Here is a 15,595-nt window from a genome sequence, read left to right as displayed (position 1 = left end):
GGTCAGCGGGTTGTGGACTCCTTGCGGGCCTGGTCGGCCAAGTGGGTCGGCATGGGCTCGTGGCGGGCGAACTCGCGCCGGAACGTGCCGGTGCCGGCCGTCATCGAGCGCAGCTCGACGGCGTACCGCAGCAACTCAGTCGCGGGCACCTCGGCGCGGACCAGCGTGCGGCCCTCGGCGTCCGGGTCCGGCTCGGTGCCGAGCACCCGGCCGCGCCGCCCGGACAGGTCGCCCATCACCGCGCCGACCGACGCGTCGGGCACCCGTACGGTGATCTCGTCGACCGGTTCCAGCAGCGCCGGCTGGCCCTTCTCGGCGGCGTCGCGCAGCGCCAGCGCGCCGGCGGTCTGGAACGCCGCGTCGGAGGAGTCGACGCTGTGCGCCTTTCCGTCGACGAGCGTCACCCGCAGGTCCACCACCGGGTAGCCGGCGACCAGGCCGCGTTCCATCTGCGCCCGGACGCCCTTCTCCACCGACGGGATGTAGTTGTGCGGGACCGCGCCGCCGACCACCCGGTCGACGAACTCGAAGCCGGCGCCCCGGGGCAGCGGCTCCACCTCGATGTCGCAGACCGCGTACTGGCCGTGGCCGCCGGACTGCTTGACGTGCCGGCCGTGCCCGCGCGCGGCGGCGGTGAACGTCTCGCGCAGCGGCACCCGGACCGGCTCGGTGTCCAGCTCGACGCCGCCGCCGCGCAGCCGGTCGAGCACCACGTCGGCGTGCGCCTCGCCCATGCACCAGAGCACCAGCTGGTGGGTCTCCGCGTTGCGTTCGAGCCGCAGCGTCGGGTCGCCGGCGACCAGCCGGGACAGGTTGCGGGCCAGCGCGTCCTCGTCGGCCCGGCTGCGCGCCACGATCGCCACCGGCAGCAGCGGCTCCGGCATCTCCCAGGGCGCGATGAGCAGCGGGTCGTCCTTGGCCGAGATGGTGTCGCCGGTCTCGGCGCTGCCGGACTTGGTGATCGCGCACAGGTCACCGGCGACGCAGGCGGGCACCTCGCGCAGCGTCGCGCCGAGCGGACTGTAGACGTGGCCGACCCGCTCGTCGGCGTCGTGGTCCGGGTGGCCGCGCTCGGCCATGCCGTGGCCGGACACGTGGATCACCTGGTCGGGGCGGAGCGTGCCGGAGAAGACGCGGACCAGCGAGACCCGCCCGACGTGCCGGTCGACTGTCGTCTTGACCACCTCGGCGACGAGCGGGCCGTCCGGGTCGCAGGTCAGCGGCGGGCGGGGCGAGCCGTCCACGCCGGTCACCGCGGGCAGGTCGTGCTCCAGCGGCGACGGGAACGCCGCGACCAGGCCGTCGAGCAGCGCGTCCAGGCCGACGCCGGTCTCCGCGCAGACCGGCACCACGGGGTAGAAGTGGCCGCGGGCGACGGCCGTCTCCAGGTCGGTGATCAGCACCTCGGGGTCGATCTCCTCACCGCCGAGGTAGCGGTCCATCAGGGTCTCGTCCTCGCTCTCCGCGATGATCCCCTCGATCAGCTCGTCGCGGGACTCCTGGATGGCCGGCAGGTGCTCCGGGTCCGGCTCGCGCACCGCCGCCGGCAGCCCGTCGGAGTAGTCGTACACCCGGCGGGTGATCAGCCCCATCAGGCCGGCCACCGACTCGCCGTCGTCGCCGAGCATGGGCAGGTAGAGCGGGAGCACGTTGTCGCCGAAGACGCGCTGGCACAGCGCCACCGCCTCGTCGAAGTCGGCGCGCGGGTGGTCCAGCCGGGAGACGGCGACCGCCCGGGGCATGTCGACGGCGGCGCACTCCTCCCAGAGGGCGGCGGTGGCGGCGTCCATCCCGTCGACGGCGGAGACCACGAACAGCGCCGCGTCGGCGGCCCGCAGACCGGCGCGCAGCTCGCCGACGAAGTCGCCGTACCCCGGGGTGTCCAGCAGGTTGACCTTGACGTCGCGGTGCATCAGCGGGGCGCAGGCCAGGCTCACCGAGCGCTGCTGGCGTACGGCGGCGGGGTCGTGGTCGCAGACGGTGGTGCCCTCGGTGACGGCGCCGGCCCGGCCGATCGTGCCACCGGCGGCCAGCAGCGCCTCGACGAGTGTCGTCTTGCCGGCGCCGGAGTGCCCGACGAGCACCACGTTGCGAACCCTGCCGGGCTCGGTCACCACCGGCGCGCCGCCGGTGACACCCTTCTCGTTCTTCTGCGCCATCGCGGCGCACCTCCCTCAACCGGTGGTGGTGGCGACCGCCGCGGGCGACGGGGGAGCGGACCCGGGACGGGCGCCGCGGCGATATCTTCCGGTGATCTCCTGCTGGACGGGAACGCGGACCGGTGATCCGGTGAACTGGCTCACCTCCTGGCTCGATCTCACACCCGCACGGGTGCCCGCACAAGGGCCGCCGGGCGGGTCGTACGCCCGGCTGTGTCCCCGGCGGTTGCGGGCCGTTATCGTGGGACCGCCATGGCGAAGATCTTCCAAGTGACGGCCCGCGCGGGCATGACCCGCGTCGTGGAGCCGATCGCCCGCGCGCTGCTGCGTGCGGGCGTGTCCCCCAATGCGGTCACCGTGACCGGAACCGTCGGCGTGCTCGTCGGCGCGCTCGGCTTCGGCGCGCGCGGCCATCTGGTCGCCGGCGCGCTGATCGTCACGGTCTTCGCTCTCACCGACCTGCTCGACGGCACGATGGCGCGGATGAGCGGCGGGTCCACCCGGTTCGGGGCGTTCCTCGACTCGAGCATGGACCGGGTCGCCGACAGCGCGGTGTTCGGCGCGGTCGCGTACTGGCTGGCCACCGAGCACGACTACTCGGGCGTGGCGGCGGCGCTGATCTGCCTGGCCGCGGGCGGGCTGGTCTCCTACGTCAAGGCCCGCGCCGAGGGCCTCGGGATGACCTGCAACGTGGGCATCGCCGAGCGCACCGAGCGGCTGCTCATCGTCGGCGTCGGTGGTCTGCTCACCGGCGTCGGCGTCGATCCGGCGCTGGAGATCGCGCTCTGGCTGCTCGCCGCCGTCTCGATCTTCACGGTGGGTCAGCGGATGGCCCACGTGTACCGCCAGGCCCAGCGGGTCGGCGCCGAGTGAACCTGACCGAGGCTGGCTTCGTCGCGGGCTGGCGCCTGGTCCGGGCGCTGCCCCGGCCCGTCGCGGCGGCGGCCTTCCGGATGGGCGCCGACCGCGCCCACCGCAAGGACGGCGGGGGTACGCGCCGGCTGCGCGCCAACCTGCGCCGGGTGGTCGGCCCGGAGATGCCGGACGCGGAACTGGACGCGCTGGTGCGCGACGGGCTGCGCTCGTACGCCCGCTACTGGATGGAGGCGTTCCGGCTGCCCGGCCTCAGCCGCACGGACATCCTCGCCGGGTTCCGCCTCGACGGGCAGGAACTGCTCGCCGCCGACGTGGCGGCCGGGCGGGGCGCCGTGGTGGCGCTGCCGCACGCCGGCAACTGGGACGCCGCGGGCGCCTGGGTGGCGGCCACCGGCTGGCCGATGACCACGGTGGCGGAGCGGCTGCCGGACGGCGTCTACGAGCGGTTCGTCGGGTTCCGGGAAGGGCTGGGCATGGAGATCCTGCCCAACACCGGCGGCCCGCGTCCCGCGTTCGACGTGCTGGTGGACCGGCTGCGCGCCGGTCACGTGGTGCCCCTGCTCGCCGACCGGGACCTGTCCGCGCGGGGCGTGGAGGTGGACTTCTTCGGCGGCCGGACCCGGATGCCGGCCGGTCCCGCGCTGCTGGCGATCCGTACCGGCGCCCCGCTGTACGTGGCCTCGATGTGGTACGAACCGGACGCGGCGTGCGCCTCGATCGAGGGCCCGCTGCCGCTGCCGGACCCGGACAGCGCGCCGCTCGACGCGCGGGTGCGCACGGTGACGCAGCGGATTGCCGACGGTCTGGCGGCGGGCATCGCCCGGCATCCGCAAGACTGGCACATGTTGCAGCGGATGTGGCTGGACCAGGGCCGGGACGGTACGCCCACGTCGGCGCAGCCACCGGCCACCACCGGGACGGTCTAGGGGGCGCAGTGCGTATCGGCATCGTGTGCCCGTACTCGTTCGACGTGCCGGGCGGCGTGCAGAACCACGTCATGGACCTGGCCGAGGCGCTGCTCGGGCTCGGCCACGAGGTGAGCGTCCTGGCGCCCGCCGACGAGGACTCGGCGCTGCCGCCGTACGTGGTGTCGGCGGGCCGGGCGGTGCCGCTGCCGTACAACGGTTCGGTGGCCCGGATCGCGTTCGGCCCGGTCTCCGTCGCCCGGGTGCGGCGCTGGATCACCCGCGGCGACTTCGACGTGCTGCACGTGCACGAGCCGCTGACGCCGAGCCTGTCGATGCTGGCTGTGCTCTGCGCCCGCGGCCCGGTGGTGGCGACCTTCCACACCGCGATGACCCGCTCCCGGGTGATGTCGGCCGCGCAGGGCGTGCTCCAGATCGTGCTGGAGCGGATCACCGCCCGGATCGCGGTCAGCGCGCTGGCCCGCAAGGTGCAGGTCGAGCACATGGACGGCGGCGCGGTGGAGATCCCGAACGGGGTGGCGGTGGCGAAGTTCGCCGGGGTGCCGCCGCTGCCGGGCTGGCCGGGGGAGTGCGCCCCGGGCACCGGCGGCACGCTGGGGTTCCTGGGCCGTTTCACCGAGCCGCGCAAGGGCTTCCCGATCCTGCGGGACGCGTTCGTCGCGCTGGCGGCGCACCGGCCCGGGCTGCGCCTGCTGGTCGCCGGGCCGGGCGACGCCGACGAGCTGTACGGGCGGTTCCCGGCCGGCCTGCGTGACCGGGTCACGTTCCTCGGCCTGGTCTCCGAGGCGGACAAGGCACGCATGCTGCGCAGCGTGCACCTCTACGTCGCACCGAACACCGGAGGGGAGTCCTTCGGGATGATCCTCACCGAGGCGCTCGCCGCCGGCACCACGGTGGTCGCAAGCGACCTGGACGCGTTCCGCCGGGTGCTCGACGGCGGGCGGGCCGGACGGCTGTTCCCGACCGGCGACGCAGTGGCACTGGGCGCCGCGCTGTCCGAACTGCTCGACGACGACGGCCGCCGCGCCGGGCTCACCGCCTGCGGCGACCAGGTGGTGGCGAATTTCGACTGGCCCGTGGTTGCCCGCCGCGTTCTGGAGGTATACGCAGCCGCGATCGAGGCCACCGACGGCCGGGTCATGGACCAGGAGTGGGCGGGTCTGGGCTGACCGCTGTGGCCGCTGCGGCCGCTGTGACGAGCGCGTCGACCGGTGCACCGCGCCGGCCGGCCGGGATGAGGAGCAGCACTACGATGCCGGGCATGTGGTGGGTGGTGGGCGCGGTCGCGGTGCTCGGGCTGCTCTCGGCGTACCTGATCTGGACCTCCGGCCGCGTGCAGCGGCTGCAGGTCCGCGCGGACTCGGCGGCCCGCGCGCTCGACGCGCACCTGCTGCGCCGCGCGGCCGCCGCCGCGGTCCTGGCCGAGCAGCGGTACGGCGTGGAGCTGTACGCCGCCGCCCGGATCGCGCTGGACGCCGCTCCGGAGGAGCGCGAGGCGGCCGAGAACGACCTGACCCGGCAGTTGCGCGGGGTGCGGCTGGACCCGGACGACCCGGCGTGCGCGGCGGTGATCGCGGCCAGCCGGCGGCTGGCGCTGGCCCGGCAGGTGCACACCGACCTGGTCCGGGACGCCCGCTCGGCGCGGGGGCGTCCGGTGGTACGGCTGTTCCGGATGGGGCGCGGCCGGGAGTGGCCGCGCTACTTCGACATCGACGATCCCACGCTGGCCTCGCACGCGGACGTGACCACCGGCTGATCGCCACCGGCCGTGACGGGGGCCACACGGCAGGCCACCGGGGGTTCGATTGGCGCTCGGATCGGCGTCGCGCCGGTCGTAGCATTCCTGCGCAGTCACCTCCCGAGCACGCCGAGGAGCGATGTCCCGTGTCTGAATCCGCAGCCCCGACCACCGCCACCGCCGTCGGCACCGCCCGCGTCAAGCGCGGCATGGCCGAGATGCTCAAGGGCGGTGTGATCATGGACGTGGTCACCCCCGAGCAGGCGAAGATCGCCGAGGACGCCGGCGCTGTCGCCGTGATGGCCCTGGAGCGCGTACCGGCCGACATCCGCGCGCAGGGCGGCGTGTCCCGGATGAGCGACCCGGACATGATCGACGGCATCATCGCGGCCGTCTCGATCCCGGTGATGGCCAAGGCCCGCATCGGCCACTTCGTCGAGGCGCAGATCCTCCAGGCGCTCGGCGTCGACTACGTCGACGAGTCCGAGGTGCTGACCCCGGCCGACTACGCCAACCACATCGACAAGTGGGCGTTCACCGTGCCGTTCGTGTGCGGGGCGACGAACCTGGGCGAGGCGTTGCGCCGGATCACCGAGGGCGCCGCGATGATCCGCTCGAAGGGCGAGGCGGGCACCGGGGACGTCTCCAACGCGACCACGCACATGCGCAAGATCCGGCAGGAGATCCGCCGCCTCCAGTCGCTGCCCGACGACGAGCTGTACGTCGCGGCCAAGGAGCTCCAGGCCCCGTACGAGCTGGTCAAGGAGGTCGCCGAGCAGGGCAAGCTGCCGGTCGTGCTGTTCACCGCCGGCGGCATCGCGACCCCTGCGGACGCGGCCATGATGATGCAGCTCGGCGCCGAGGGCGTCTTCGTCGGCTCGGGCATCTTCAAGTCCGGCAACCCGGCCCAGCGGGCCGCCGCGATCGTCAAGGCGACCACGTTCCACGACGACCCGGACGTGCTCGCCAAGGTCTCCCGCGGCCTCGGCGAGGCGATGGTCGGCATCAACGTCGACGAGATCCCCCAGCCGCACCGGCTCGCCGAGCGCGGCTGGTGAGCCGGGCGTGACGGGACCCGTGATCGGCGTGCTCGCCCTCCAGGGCGACGTACGCGAGCACGTCGCCGCGCTGGCCGGTGCGGGCGCGGACGCCCGGCCGGTGCGGCGGCCGGGCGAGCTGGACGCGGTCGACGGCCTGGTGGTGCCCGGCGGCGAGTCGACCACGATCAGCAAGCTGGTGGACATCTTCGAGATGCGCGAGCCGATCGACAAGCGGATCGCCGCCGGCATGCCGGTCTACGGCTCCTGCGCCGGCCTGATCATGCTGGCGGCCGAGGTGCTGGACGGCCGCCCCGACCAGCGCGGTTTCGCCGGCGTCGACATGACGGTGCGGCGCAACGCGTTCGGCCGCCAGGTCGACTCGTTCGAGGCGCCGGTGGCGCTCAGCGGCGTCGACGGCGGCCCGTTCCACGCGGTGTTCATCAGGGCGCCCTGGGTGGAGCGCGTCGGCCCGGACGTGGAGGTGCTCGGCCGGGTGACCGAGGGTCCGGCCGCGGACCGGATCGTCGCGGTGCGGCAGGGCAACCTGCTGGCCACGTCGTTCCACCCCGAGCTGACCGGCGACCTGCGGCTGCACCGCCACTTCGTGGAGCTGGTCCGGGCCGCTTCCTGAGCGGCCGGTCCGTCCCCGGTTGTGCCGGTTCGGGTGGGCCGGGACGGGCCGCTGCCGTGCGGCGCGTGACAGTGCCCCGGCTCCCGCCGGTAGGATTGCGGAGATTCGGCAGGGCCATCAGCCCGCCGCGGCTCCCAGCGAAGATCACGGCACCTCGACGTGCGCCGCCTTGGGAGCGGGGCGTGTGCGGTGCGGTCGATGCAGACGGCGGGTAGCAACGGAGGTAACAGATGTCCGGCCACTCAAAGTGGGCGACGACCAAGCACAAGAAGGCGGTCATCGACGCCAAGCGCGGCAAGATGTTCGCCAAGCTGATCAAGAACGTCGAGGTGGCGGCCCGTACCGGCGGCGGCGACCCGGCCGGCAACCCGACTCTCTACGACGCCATCCAGAAGGCGAAGAAGAACTCGGTCCCGAACGACAACATCGACCGCGCGGTCAAGCGCGGCTCCGGCCTGGAGGCCGGCGGCGCCGACTGGCAGACGATCATGTACGAGGGTTACGGCCCGAACGGCGTGGCGATGCTGATCGAGTGCCTCACCGACAACCGCAACCGTGCCGCCACCGAGGTGCGTACCGCGCTGACCCGCAACGGCGGCTCGCTGGCCGACGCGGGCTCGGTGTCGTACATGTTCTCCCGCAAGGGCGTGGTGATCGTCCCCAAGGGCGGCACGACCGAGGACGACGTGATGATGGCGGTGCTCGACGCCGGCGCCGAGGAGGTCAACGACCTCGGTGAGGCGTACGAGGTGGTCTCCGAGCCGGGTGACCTGATCGCGGTCCGCACCGCGCTGCAGGACGCCGGCATCGAGTACGAATCGGCCGAGTCCTCCCTCATCCCCAGCGTGAACGTGCCGCTGGACGAGGAGGGCGCGCGCAAGATCTTCAAGCTGATCGACGTCCTGGAGGACTGCGACGACGTGCAGAACGTCTACGCCAACTTCGACGTCTCCGACGAGGTGATGGCCGCCGTCGGCTGACCCCGGCCCGAACGCGCCGAGCGCCGGCACCCCGCTACGGGGTGGCCGGCGCTCGGCGTATCGCCCGGTCAGCCGATCGGCTCGCGCTGCCGCCACGCCGCCCGCACCGAGGTCCGCCCGTTGGTGCGCAGCAGCGAGCCCTCGTAGACGCGCGCCCCGGCCAGCAGGAACCCGGCCGCCGCGAGCAGCAGCAGCGCCAGCGACACGAACGGCTCCCACGTCGCCGCGTCGCCGGTGAACAGCCGCACCGGCATCGCGGTGGGCGAGGAGATCGGCAGGTACGACAGGATCCGCATCGCGGCGGCGTTGTCGTTGAGGAACACCACGGCGAAGAACGGCGCCATCACCGCGAGCTGCACCGGCGTGGACGCCCCGGCGATGTCCTCCTGCCGGTTCACCAGCGCCCCGGCGGCCGCCCACATCGCCGCGAGCAGCAGGAAGCCGCACAGGAAGAACGGCACGAACCAGCCGACCGCCGGCGCGATCAGGCCCAGCAGGTCACCGCCGCCGGTCAGGCGCATCCCGATCAGCGCGGCGGCCGCGATCAGGGTGATCTGCCCCAGCGCCAGCGCGCCCGCGGCGAGGATCTTGCCGGCCAGCAGCGCCCGGGCCGGCACGGCGGCGACCAGGATCTCCACGATCCGGGTCTGCTTCTCCTCGGTGACGCTCTGCGCGATCTGCAACCCGAACGTCTGCGACATGAAGAAGAAGACGAACGCGAACGCGAACGGCACCAGGTAGGCGACGAGCGGGTCCACCGCGTCCGGGTCCAGCAGCTTCACCTGCGGTGCCGCGCTGAGCGCGGAGACCACGTCGTCCGGGGCCCGCTCGTCGGCGACCACGACCGGACCGGTCACCACCGCGGCGTCCGCGTCGCCGTCGCGTACCGCCTGCTCGGCGGCACCGTCGTCGGCGACCAGCACGACGTCCAGCCCGGCCGCGCGCAGCGGTGCGGCGCCGGCGGCGGTCACCGCCACTGTGGACGGGCCGCTGCTCAGCATCGCCGGCACCACTGTGGCGACGACGGCGAGCAGCAGGAAGATCAGCGTGCTGTAGAGGAACGTCTTGTCGCGGACCTTGACCTTGACCTCGCGGGCGGCGACCAGCCGGGCAGCCTGGAACGTGTTCACTGGTTGACCTCTCGGAAGATCTCGGCGAGGGACGGGGTGACCGGGCCGAAGGCGCGCACCGAACCGCGGGCCAGCGCCGCGCGCAGCACCGACTGGTCGTCGGCGGGCGGGTCCACCTCGAACACGGCGCGCGCGCCGTCGAGGTCGACCAGCCGCACGCCGGGCTGGTCCCGCAGCCAGCCGGCGTCGCCGTCGACCACGAGCGAGAACCGGGGCAGCGTGTACGCGGCGCGCAGCTCCTCGCGGGCGCCGGCGGCCCGGATCGTGCCGCCCGCGATGAGCACCAGGTCGTCGCAGAGCCGCTCCACCACGTCGAGCTGGTGGCTGGAGAACAACACCGGCGCGCCGGCGGCGGCGCGTTCCCGCAGCACGGCGACCACCATGTCGACGGCGAGCGGATCGAGCCCGGAGAACGGCTCGTCCAGGATCAGCACCTCCGGGTCGTGCACAAGCGCGGCGGCGATCTGCGCGCGCTGCTGGTTGCCGAGCGACAGCGTCTCCAGCAGGTCGTCGGCCCGCTCGCCGAGTCCGACCCGCTCCAGCAGCGCGTCGGTACGCCGGCGTGCCCCGGCGGCGTCCAGCCCGTACAGGCGGCCGAGGTGGACCACCTGCTCGCGGGGCGTCATCTTCGGGTAGAGGCCGCGTTCCTCGGGCATGTAGCCGAACCGGGCCCGGGCCTCGCGGCTGAGCGGCTGCCCCCGCCACGTCACCTGGCCCGCGTCCGGGGCGAGCACGCCGAGGATGATTCGCATGGTGGTGGTCTTGCCGGCGCCGTTGCCGCCGACGAATCCGGTCATGCGCCCGGCGGTCACGTCGAAGGAGACGTCTTTGAGCACCTGACGGCCGCCGAAGCTGCGGTCGACGCCGTCGAGGCGGAGCACGCTGGTCATGTTCCCGACGCTACGGCCGGTCCTCACCCCCGTCGTCCCACCACGGAGCGATCACGGGGTCCGTCGCACGGCGGACGGGCGTCATCCGCCGGGTCGCACCACCCCGTGCTCGTACGCGAACACCACCGCCTGCACCCGGTCGCGCAGCCCGAGCTTGGCCAGCACGCGGCTGACGTGGGTCTTCACCGTCGCCTCGCCGACGCGCAGGGCGTCCGCGATCTCGGCGTTGCTCGCACCGCTCGCGACCAGCTCCAGCACCTCCCGCTCACGCGGGGTCAGATCCGCCGTCGCCGCGTCGTGGCGGGGGTCCGGCGGCGCCGCGCCGGGCCGGGCGAACGTGGAGATCACCCGCCGGGTGAGCGCCGGCGCGATGAGTCCCTCGCCGCGCGCCACCACCCGGACCGCCTCGATCAGATCCTCCGGCGTGCCGTTCTTGAGCAGGAAGCCGCTCGCCCCGGCGCGCAGCGCGGCGAACAGGTAGTCGTCCCTGTCGAACGTGGTGAGGATGAGCACCGCCGGGCCGCCCGGCGTCGCGTCGCCGGTGATCCGGCGGGTGGCCTCCAGCCCGTCGAGGACCGGCATCTCCACGTCCATCAGCACCACGTCCGGCCGCAGCGCGGACGCCATCGACACGGCGCGCTGCCCGTCGGCGGCCTCGCCGACCACCTCGATGTCGTCCTCGACTTCGAGGATCACCCGGAACCCGGTCCGGACCAGGTGCTGGTCGTCGACGAGCAGCACCCGCACCGGCGCGCTCACGCGGCCCGCCCGGCCGCCTCGACCGGCAGCGGCATGCGGGCCCGGACCCGGAACCCGCCGCCGGGACGCGGCCCGGCCTCCACCTCACCGCCGTGCGCGGCGACCCGCTCCCGCATGCCGATCAGGCCCAGCCCGGCCCCGGCCGCCGGTACGCCGCCCTGTCCGTCGTCGCTCACGTCGATCTCCAGTTCCCTCGCCAGATAGCGGATCCGCACGTCCAGCGTGGTGGCGTGGGCGTGCTTGACCACGTTCGTCACCGCCTCCTGCACGATCCGGTACGCCGCCTGCGACACCGAGCGGGGCAGCGGCGCCGGTTCCCCGTACACCCCGAGTTCGGCCCGCAGCCCGGTGTCCCGGGCCCGGTCGACGAGCGCGGCGACCTGGTCGATGCCGGCGGTGTCCTCCGGGGCGGCGGCCGCGCCGGCCGCGGCGTCCGGATCGCGCAGCACGCCGAGCATCCGGCGCAGCTCGTCGACCGACGTGCGGGCCGTCTCCTCGATCGCGGCCAGGGCGGTCCGCGCCTTGTCCCGGTCCCGGTCGAACACGCGCCGGCACGCGGCGGCCTGCACGCCCATCACCGACACGTGGTGGGCGACCACGTCGTGCAGCTCGCGGGCGATGCGGACCCGCTCGCCCATCACCGCGCGCTCGCGCGCCTCGACCTGCGAGCGGCGCAGTTGCTCGGCCTGCTCCCGCAGTTCGTGCCGGCGGCGCGCGGCCACCCAGGCGGTCTGCCCCGAGTAGTAGGCGAACCCGAAGAACAGCACGTTGTAGAGCACGCCGTTGACCACGGCGGCGAGCACCGGCGGCACCGGGCCGGCGGCGTCGGCGAAGGAGGCAGCGGAGATCTGGTCGGCCCGCAGCGCGAGGGACAGCCAGAGCCAGGCGAACATCGCCACGATGATCCCCGCCCGCAGCCGTCCGGCCAGCCGCCGGTCGGTGCCCCACGCGCCGAGCGTGAACAGGGCGGCGAACAGCGCGCCCGACGGCAGCTGCGCCAGCGGGACCGCCCGCGCCTGCCCGGCGACGAAGGCGACGGCGACGATCACCGCGACGGTGGCGGGCCACCGCCGCCGCACGGCCAGCGGGGCGGTCACCGCGACGGTCCACCAGACCTGCTCGGCCACGCTCGGCGGCGGCCCGAGCAGGAAGGCCCCGGTGCTGTACGCCAGGGTCAGCTCGAACAGGGCCAGCACGGTGACCGCGAGCCCGACCCAGAGGTCGGCGCGGTACTGCGCGGCCGTGGGAGCCGGCCGGCGCCAAGCGGTGGTGGGTGCGGTGCTCACCGTAAGACCATGCCACCGGCCGGGCCGCCGTGGTGCCCGGGGCGTAATCGGGTGGGCCGGACGACAGCCGCGACGTAGCCTGCCGGGGTGTTCGTACCCGATCTGCCGATACGCACCGAGCGGCTGCTGCTGCGCGCCTTCACCGCCGGTGACCTGGCGGTGCTCCGGGACTACCGGGGCCGCCCGGAGGTCACCCGGTTCCTCTACCACGAGCCGTACGACGACGCCGCCGCCCGCGCGGCGATCGACCGGCTGGTCCGGCGGACCGCGCTGCGCGCTCCCGGCGACGTGCTCAACCTGGCGGTGACGCTGGCGGACACCGGCGAGTTCGTCGGCGACGTGCTGCTGAGCTGGACCAGCGGGGAGCACCGGCAGGGCGAGATCGGGTACGTGGCGCACCCGGCGCACACCGGCCGGGGGTACGTCACCGAGGCGGCCCGGGAGATGCTGCGCGTCGGATTCGAAGGGCTGGGGCTGCACCGGATCGTCGGCCGGCTGGACGCCCGCAACACCGCCTCGGCCCGGGTGCTGGAGCGGCTGGGCATGCGCCGGGAGGCGCACCTGCGGGAGAACGAGTTCGTCAAGGGGGAGTGGACCGACGAGGTGGTCTACGCGCTGCTGGCCCGCGAGTGGCGGGCGGCGGCCTGAGCGACGGCGGAGGCGGGCCCGGCGCGACGGCCGGGCCCGCCAACCCTCAGCAGCAGCAGCCCTGCCGGAACGACCGCTCGACGTACGACGCCAGACCGGCGGAGTAGAAGCCGACCCCGGGCCGGATCGGGTGGTCGCTGAACAGCTCGACCCGCGACCCGAACCGGACCAGGTACGCCTCGGCGTCACCCGCGTCGTTGCGGATCATGCTGCCGCGCGGCCCGTAGATGCGCTCCAGCTCGGCGAAGGACATCCCGACCGACCCGCCGGCCGGGGAGCGCGGCGGGGCGGTGGCCGTGCCCACCGAGACGAGCCGGCCGTCCCGGAAGGTCAGCATGATCGCCCCGGCCCAGGAGCCGGTGACGCCGGCGTGCACGATTCCGGGACAGCCCGGCGCGGTCCAGTCGATCAGCCCGGCCGCGACGAGCCGGTCCAGCCGGACGCCGATCCGGTACGGCCCGGCGCCACGGACGCTGAGCACCTCGTTCTCCGCGATGGTCGACCGGACGCGGGCCGGCGTGCCGTCGCCGTGGCACGCGGTCGCCGGGTGCGCGGGCGCGGCGGCGGCGGCCGGCGCGCCGGCGGTGACCGGGACGGTCCCGGCCAGCGCCAGCAGACCGGCGAGGATGGTGGACGGGAGACGGTTCATGGCGGATCTCCTTCGGTCGGGTTCTCCTGTCCAGTTGGTCTCCGGCCGGCCCGGTTCGGTTCGGTGGATCGTCTACCGTCGACGTGACGGCGGCCGTGGTGGCGGTCCCGGAGGTGATGCGGATGATCACGCCGGCGCGGATCGGGGCGTACCGGGTGGAGCGTCTGCTCGGGACGGGGTCCTTCGCCACGGTCTGGCTCGCGTACGACCCGGCCCTGGCCGACCGGGTGGCGGTCAAGGTCCTGGCCGAGAACTGGAGCCACGACCTGCGGGTGCGGGAACGGTTCCTCGACGAGGCGCGGCTGCTGCGGCGGCTGGACGACGACCGCCTGGTCCGGGTGCACGCCGTGGGGGAGTTGCCCGACGGCCGCCCGTACGCCGTGCTGGCCTGGGCGGACGGCGGCAGCCTGCGGGACCGGCTGGCCCGCGGTCCGCTGCCGGTGGGACGGGCGCTGACGGTGCTCGACGAGATCGCTGCGGGAGTGGCGGTGCTGCACCGGCACCGGGTGGTGCACCGTGACCTCACGCCGAGCAACGTCCTGTTCCACTCGGCGCCCGGCGGCGACCGGGTGCTCGTCGCCGACCTCGGGCTGGCCAAGGCGCTCGCCTCCGCCTCCGGGCTGACCGCGCGGGCCGGCACGCCCGGCTACATGGCGCCCGAGCAGGACGATCCGCTCGCCGTGGTCGACACCCGCGCCGACGTGTTCGGGCTGGGCCGCCTCGGGCTGCGGCTGCTCGGCCGGGAACGTCCGCCGGGCGGTGCGGCCGACGGCCGGACGGCCGGCTCGCGGCTGCGTGCCGGGGTCCCGGCCGCCGTGGACACGGTGCTGCGGACCGCCACCGCCGTGCGCCCCGCCGACCGCTACCCGGACGCGGACGCGTTCCGGCAGGCGCTGCGGCGCGCGGTGGCAGGCGTGCCCACGGGTGACGACGCGCGGCGCGCATCCCGGCCACGCCTGGTTTCCGCCGTGGCGGCGGTCGCGTGGCGCTCGCCGTCGCCGCCACGTGTGCGGCGGACGCGGTCCGCCCCGCCCCGGCCGGTGCGGTGGGCCGCAGCGGGCCGCTGACAGTGGTCCTGCCGGCCGGCTGGCGGGCCGAGGGGACCGGCTGGGCGGGACGGTACGGCGACGACGGCGACCTCGAACCGGCGCTGGTGATCTCCCCGGACCCGGAGGGCTGGGCGGCCGACCCGGCGCTGCCCGGCGCGTTCGTCGGCCTCTCCACCGGTGCGGAGGGCCGGGCCGGTCCGGCGGCCTTCCTCGCCGGACGGGCCCACGGGGACTGTGCCGCGGCTGCGCCACGTCGCAGCCGGCCGGGGGGCGTGGAGTGGACGGTCGTCACGTACACCTGCCCCACCGGCCGCCCGGTGATCGTCGAGGCGGCCGCGCCGGCCACCGGCCGGGCCGGTCTGCTCTACGTCCAGCTCGTGCCGCCGCCGGACGTGGGCGCGGACTTCGTCGACCGCGTGCTCGCCGGGGTGCGGGCCGGGTAGGCGGCGCGGTCAGACCACCACCACGGTGATCGGGTACGCGCGGCCGTCCTGCGGGACGGTGACCACCACCGTGCCGGTGCGCACGAACCGGATGTCCACCACACCGGCCTCGTAGCTGCGCGAGACCAGGCCCTCCCGGTCCACTGTGACCTCACCCGGCCCGATCCCTATGATGCGCAGGATCCCGCCGGCGGCGAAGCAGAGGGACTTCAGCAGCGCCAGCTCGGTCTCGGCGAGCACCAGGTCGTAGCGGACCGGGCCGAAGCACGCGGGCGGGGCCGTGGTGCGTACCGACGGGGCGGGCCGGGTGGCCGGGGGCACGACCGGCGGTCGTGACCGCGTACCCGGGCTCGCCGGCGCGGCCCTCGACGGTGCCGGGACCGGGGTGCTC

17 protein-coding genes are annotated in these 15,595 nt (G+C 74.6%); 10 read left to right on the top strand and 7 right to left on the bottom strand.

From position 1 onward, the window contains the following. Positions 1-2 precede the first annotated feature (2 nt). Positions 3-2,159 (bottom strand): elongation factor G-like protein EF-G2, encoded by a 2,157-nt coding sequence (locus EAD96_RS25205; protein WP_121686015.1) that lies wholly within the window; start codon positions 2,157-2,159, stop codon positions 3-5. Positions 2,160-2,411: 252 nt separating this feature from the next. On the opposite strand from EAD96_RS25205, the gene pgsA reads away from it, so the two are divergent. From pgsA to EAD96_RS25170, 7 genes are all read left to right on the top strand, one after another. Then, positions 2,412-3,032, top strand: coding sequence for a phosphatidylinositol phosphate synthase (gene pgsA / locus EAD96_RS25200; protein WP_120570572.1), 621 nt, complete (start codon positions 2,412-2,414; stop codon positions 3,030-3,032). After that, positions 3,029-3,961, top strand: coding sequence for a phosphatidylinositol mannoside acyltransferase (locus tag EAD96_RS25195; protein WP_120570571.1), 933 nt, complete (start codon positions 3,029-3,031; stop codon positions 3,959-3,961). The genes pgsA and EAD96_RS25195 overlap by 4 nt, the downstream gene beginning before the upstream one ends. A gap of 8 nt (positions 3,962-3,969) precedes the next feature. Next, entirely contained in the window at positions 3,970-5,130 is a 1,161-nt protein-coding gene (locus tag EAD96_RS25190) for a glycosyltransferase family 4 protein (RefSeq protein ID WP_121686014.1), read from the top strand. An 83-nt stretch (positions 5,131-5,213) separates the two neighbouring features. Further along, positions 5,214-5,717 (top strand): hypothetical protein, encoded by a 504-nt coding sequence (locus EAD96_RS25185; RefSeq protein ID WP_120570569.1) that lies wholly within the window; start codon positions 5,214-5,216, stop codon positions 5,715-5,717. Between the two features lie 128 nt (positions 5,718-5,845). Further along, a complete protein-coding gene (gene pdxS / locus EAD96_RS25180) occupies positions 5,846-6,757 on the top strand; it encodes a pyridoxal 5'-phosphate synthase lyase subunit PdxS (protein ID WP_121686013.1) in 912 nt (303 codons plus the stop codon). A gap of 7 nt (positions 6,758-6,764) precedes the next feature. Continuing rightward, the gene (gene pdxT, locus EAD96_RS25175) at positions 6,765-7,370 is read left to right on the top strand and encodes a pyridoxal 5'-phosphate synthase glutaminase subunit PdxT (protein WP_121686012.1); all 606 of its coding nucleotides are present in this window, start codon (positions 6,765-6,767) and stop codon (positions 7,368-7,370) included. Positions 7,371-7,600: 230 nt separating this feature from the next. Continuing rightward, positions 7,601-8,350 (top strand): YebC/PmpR family DNA-binding transcriptional regulator, encoded by a 750-nt coding sequence (locus EAD96_RS25170; protein ID WP_043324998.1) that lies wholly within the window; start codon positions 7,601-7,603, stop codon positions 8,348-8,350. A 68-nt stretch (positions 8,351-8,418) separates the two neighbouring features. Here EAD96_RS25170 and EAD96_RS25165 read toward each other — a convergent pair whose 3' ends face one another. From EAD96_RS25165 to EAD96_RS25150, 4 genes are all read right to left on the bottom strand, one after another. Continuing rightward, entirely contained in the window at positions 8,419-9,480 is a 1,062-nt protein-coding gene (locus EAD96_RS25165; RefSeq protein ID WP_121686011.1) for an ABC transporter permease, read from the bottom strand. After that, positions 9,477-10,370, bottom strand: a complete 894-nt coding sequence (locus tag EAD96_RS25160) for an ABC transporter ATP-binding protein (protein ID WP_121686010.1) — start codon at positions 10,368-10,370, stop codon at positions 9,477-9,479. The genes EAD96_RS25165 and EAD96_RS25160 overlap by 4 nt, the downstream gene beginning before the upstream one ends. Positions 10,371-10,451: 81 nt before the next feature. Beyond that, on the bottom strand, positions 10,452-11,129 hold the full coding sequence (locus tag EAD96_RS25155; RefSeq protein ID WP_120570563.1) for a response regulator transcription factor: 678 nt from the start codon (positions 11,127-11,129) through the stop codon (positions 10,452-10,454). Continuing rightward, a complete protein-coding gene (locus EAD96_RS25150) occupies positions 11,126-12,415 on the bottom strand; it encodes a sensor histidine kinase (protein WP_121686009.1) in 1,290 nt (429 codons plus the stop codon). The genes EAD96_RS25155 and EAD96_RS25150 overlap by 4 nt, the downstream gene beginning before the upstream one ends. An 87-nt stretch (positions 12,416-12,502) precedes the next feature. On the opposite strand from EAD96_RS25150, the gene EAD96_RS25145 reads away from it, so the two are divergent. Beyond that, positions 12,503-13,063, top strand: coding sequence for a GNAT family N-acetyltransferase (locus tag EAD96_RS25145; protein WP_121686008.1), 561 nt, complete (start codon positions 12,503-12,505; stop codon positions 13,061-13,063). A gap of 46 nt (positions 13,064-13,109) precedes the next feature. On the opposite strand, the gene EAD96_RS25140 is transcribed toward EAD96_RS25145, so the two are convergent. Beyond that, positions 13,110-13,712, bottom strand: a complete 603-nt coding sequence (locus tag EAD96_RS25140; RefSeq protein ID WP_121686007.1) for a hypothetical protein — start codon at positions 13,710-13,712, stop codon at positions 13,110-13,112. 83 nt (positions 13,713-13,795) lie between these two features. Here EAD96_RS25140 and EAD96_RS25135 point away from each other — a divergent pair, with 83 nt between their 5' ends. After that, the gene (locus tag EAD96_RS25135) at positions 13,796-14,779 is read left to right on the top strand and encodes a serine/threonine-protein kinase (protein WP_233586168.1); all 984 of its coding nucleotides are present in this window, start codon (positions 13,796-13,798) and stop codon (positions 14,777-14,779) included. After that, positions 14,758-15,204: a hypothetical protein gene (locus EAD96_RS31670; RefSeq protein ID WP_233586167.1), complete on the top strand. Its 447-nt coding sequence runs from the start codon at positions 14,758-14,760 to the stop codon at positions 15,202-15,204. Before EAD96_RS25135 ends, EAD96_RS31670 begins: the two co-directional genes overlap by 22 nt. A gap of 9 nt (positions 15,205-15,213) precedes the next feature. Here EAD96_RS31670 and EAD96_RS25130 read toward each other — a convergent pair. After that, positions 15,214-15,595 (bottom strand): hypothetical protein (locus EAD96_RS25130; protein WP_121686016.1); only part of this gene is annotated, 382 nt, incomplete at its 5' end.

The sequence above is a fragment of the Micromonospora sp. BL1 genome (assembly GCF_003667485.1).
GTDB lineage: Bacteria > Actinomycetota > Actinomycetes > Mycobacteriales > Micromonosporaceae > Micromonospora > Micromonospora tulbaghiae.
Note: the sequence above shows the minus strand (reverse complement) of the source record. Positions and strands in the feature narration are given on the sequence as shown.

Excerpts from the sequence above, each read along its gene's own strand:
- EAD96_RS25205 (WP_121686015.1), bottom strand. The coding sequence starts at position 2,159 with ATGGCGCAGAAGAACGAGAAGGGTGTCACCGGCGGCGCGCCGGTGGTG.
- pgsA (WP_120570572.1), top strand. The coding sequence starts at position 2,412 with ATGGCGAAGATCTTCCAAGTGACGGCCCGCGCGGGCATGACCCGCGTC.
- EAD96_RS25185 (WP_120570569.1), top strand. The coding sequence starts at position 5,214 with ATGCCGGGCATGTGGTGGGTGGTGGGCGCGGTCGCGGTGCTCGGGCTG.
- EAD96_RS25170 (WP_043324998.1), top strand. The coding sequence starts at position 7,601 with ATGTCCGGCCACTCAAAGTGGGCGACGACCAAGCACAAGAAGGCGGTC.
- EAD96_RS25160 (WP_121686010.1), bottom strand. The coding sequence starts at position 10,370 with ATGACCAGCGTGCTCCGCCTCGACGGCGTCGACCGCAGCTTCGGCGGC.
- EAD96_RS25140 (WP_121686007.1), bottom strand. The coding sequence starts at position 13,712 with ATGAACCGTCTCCCGTCCACCATCCTCGCCGGTCTGCTGGCGCTGGCC.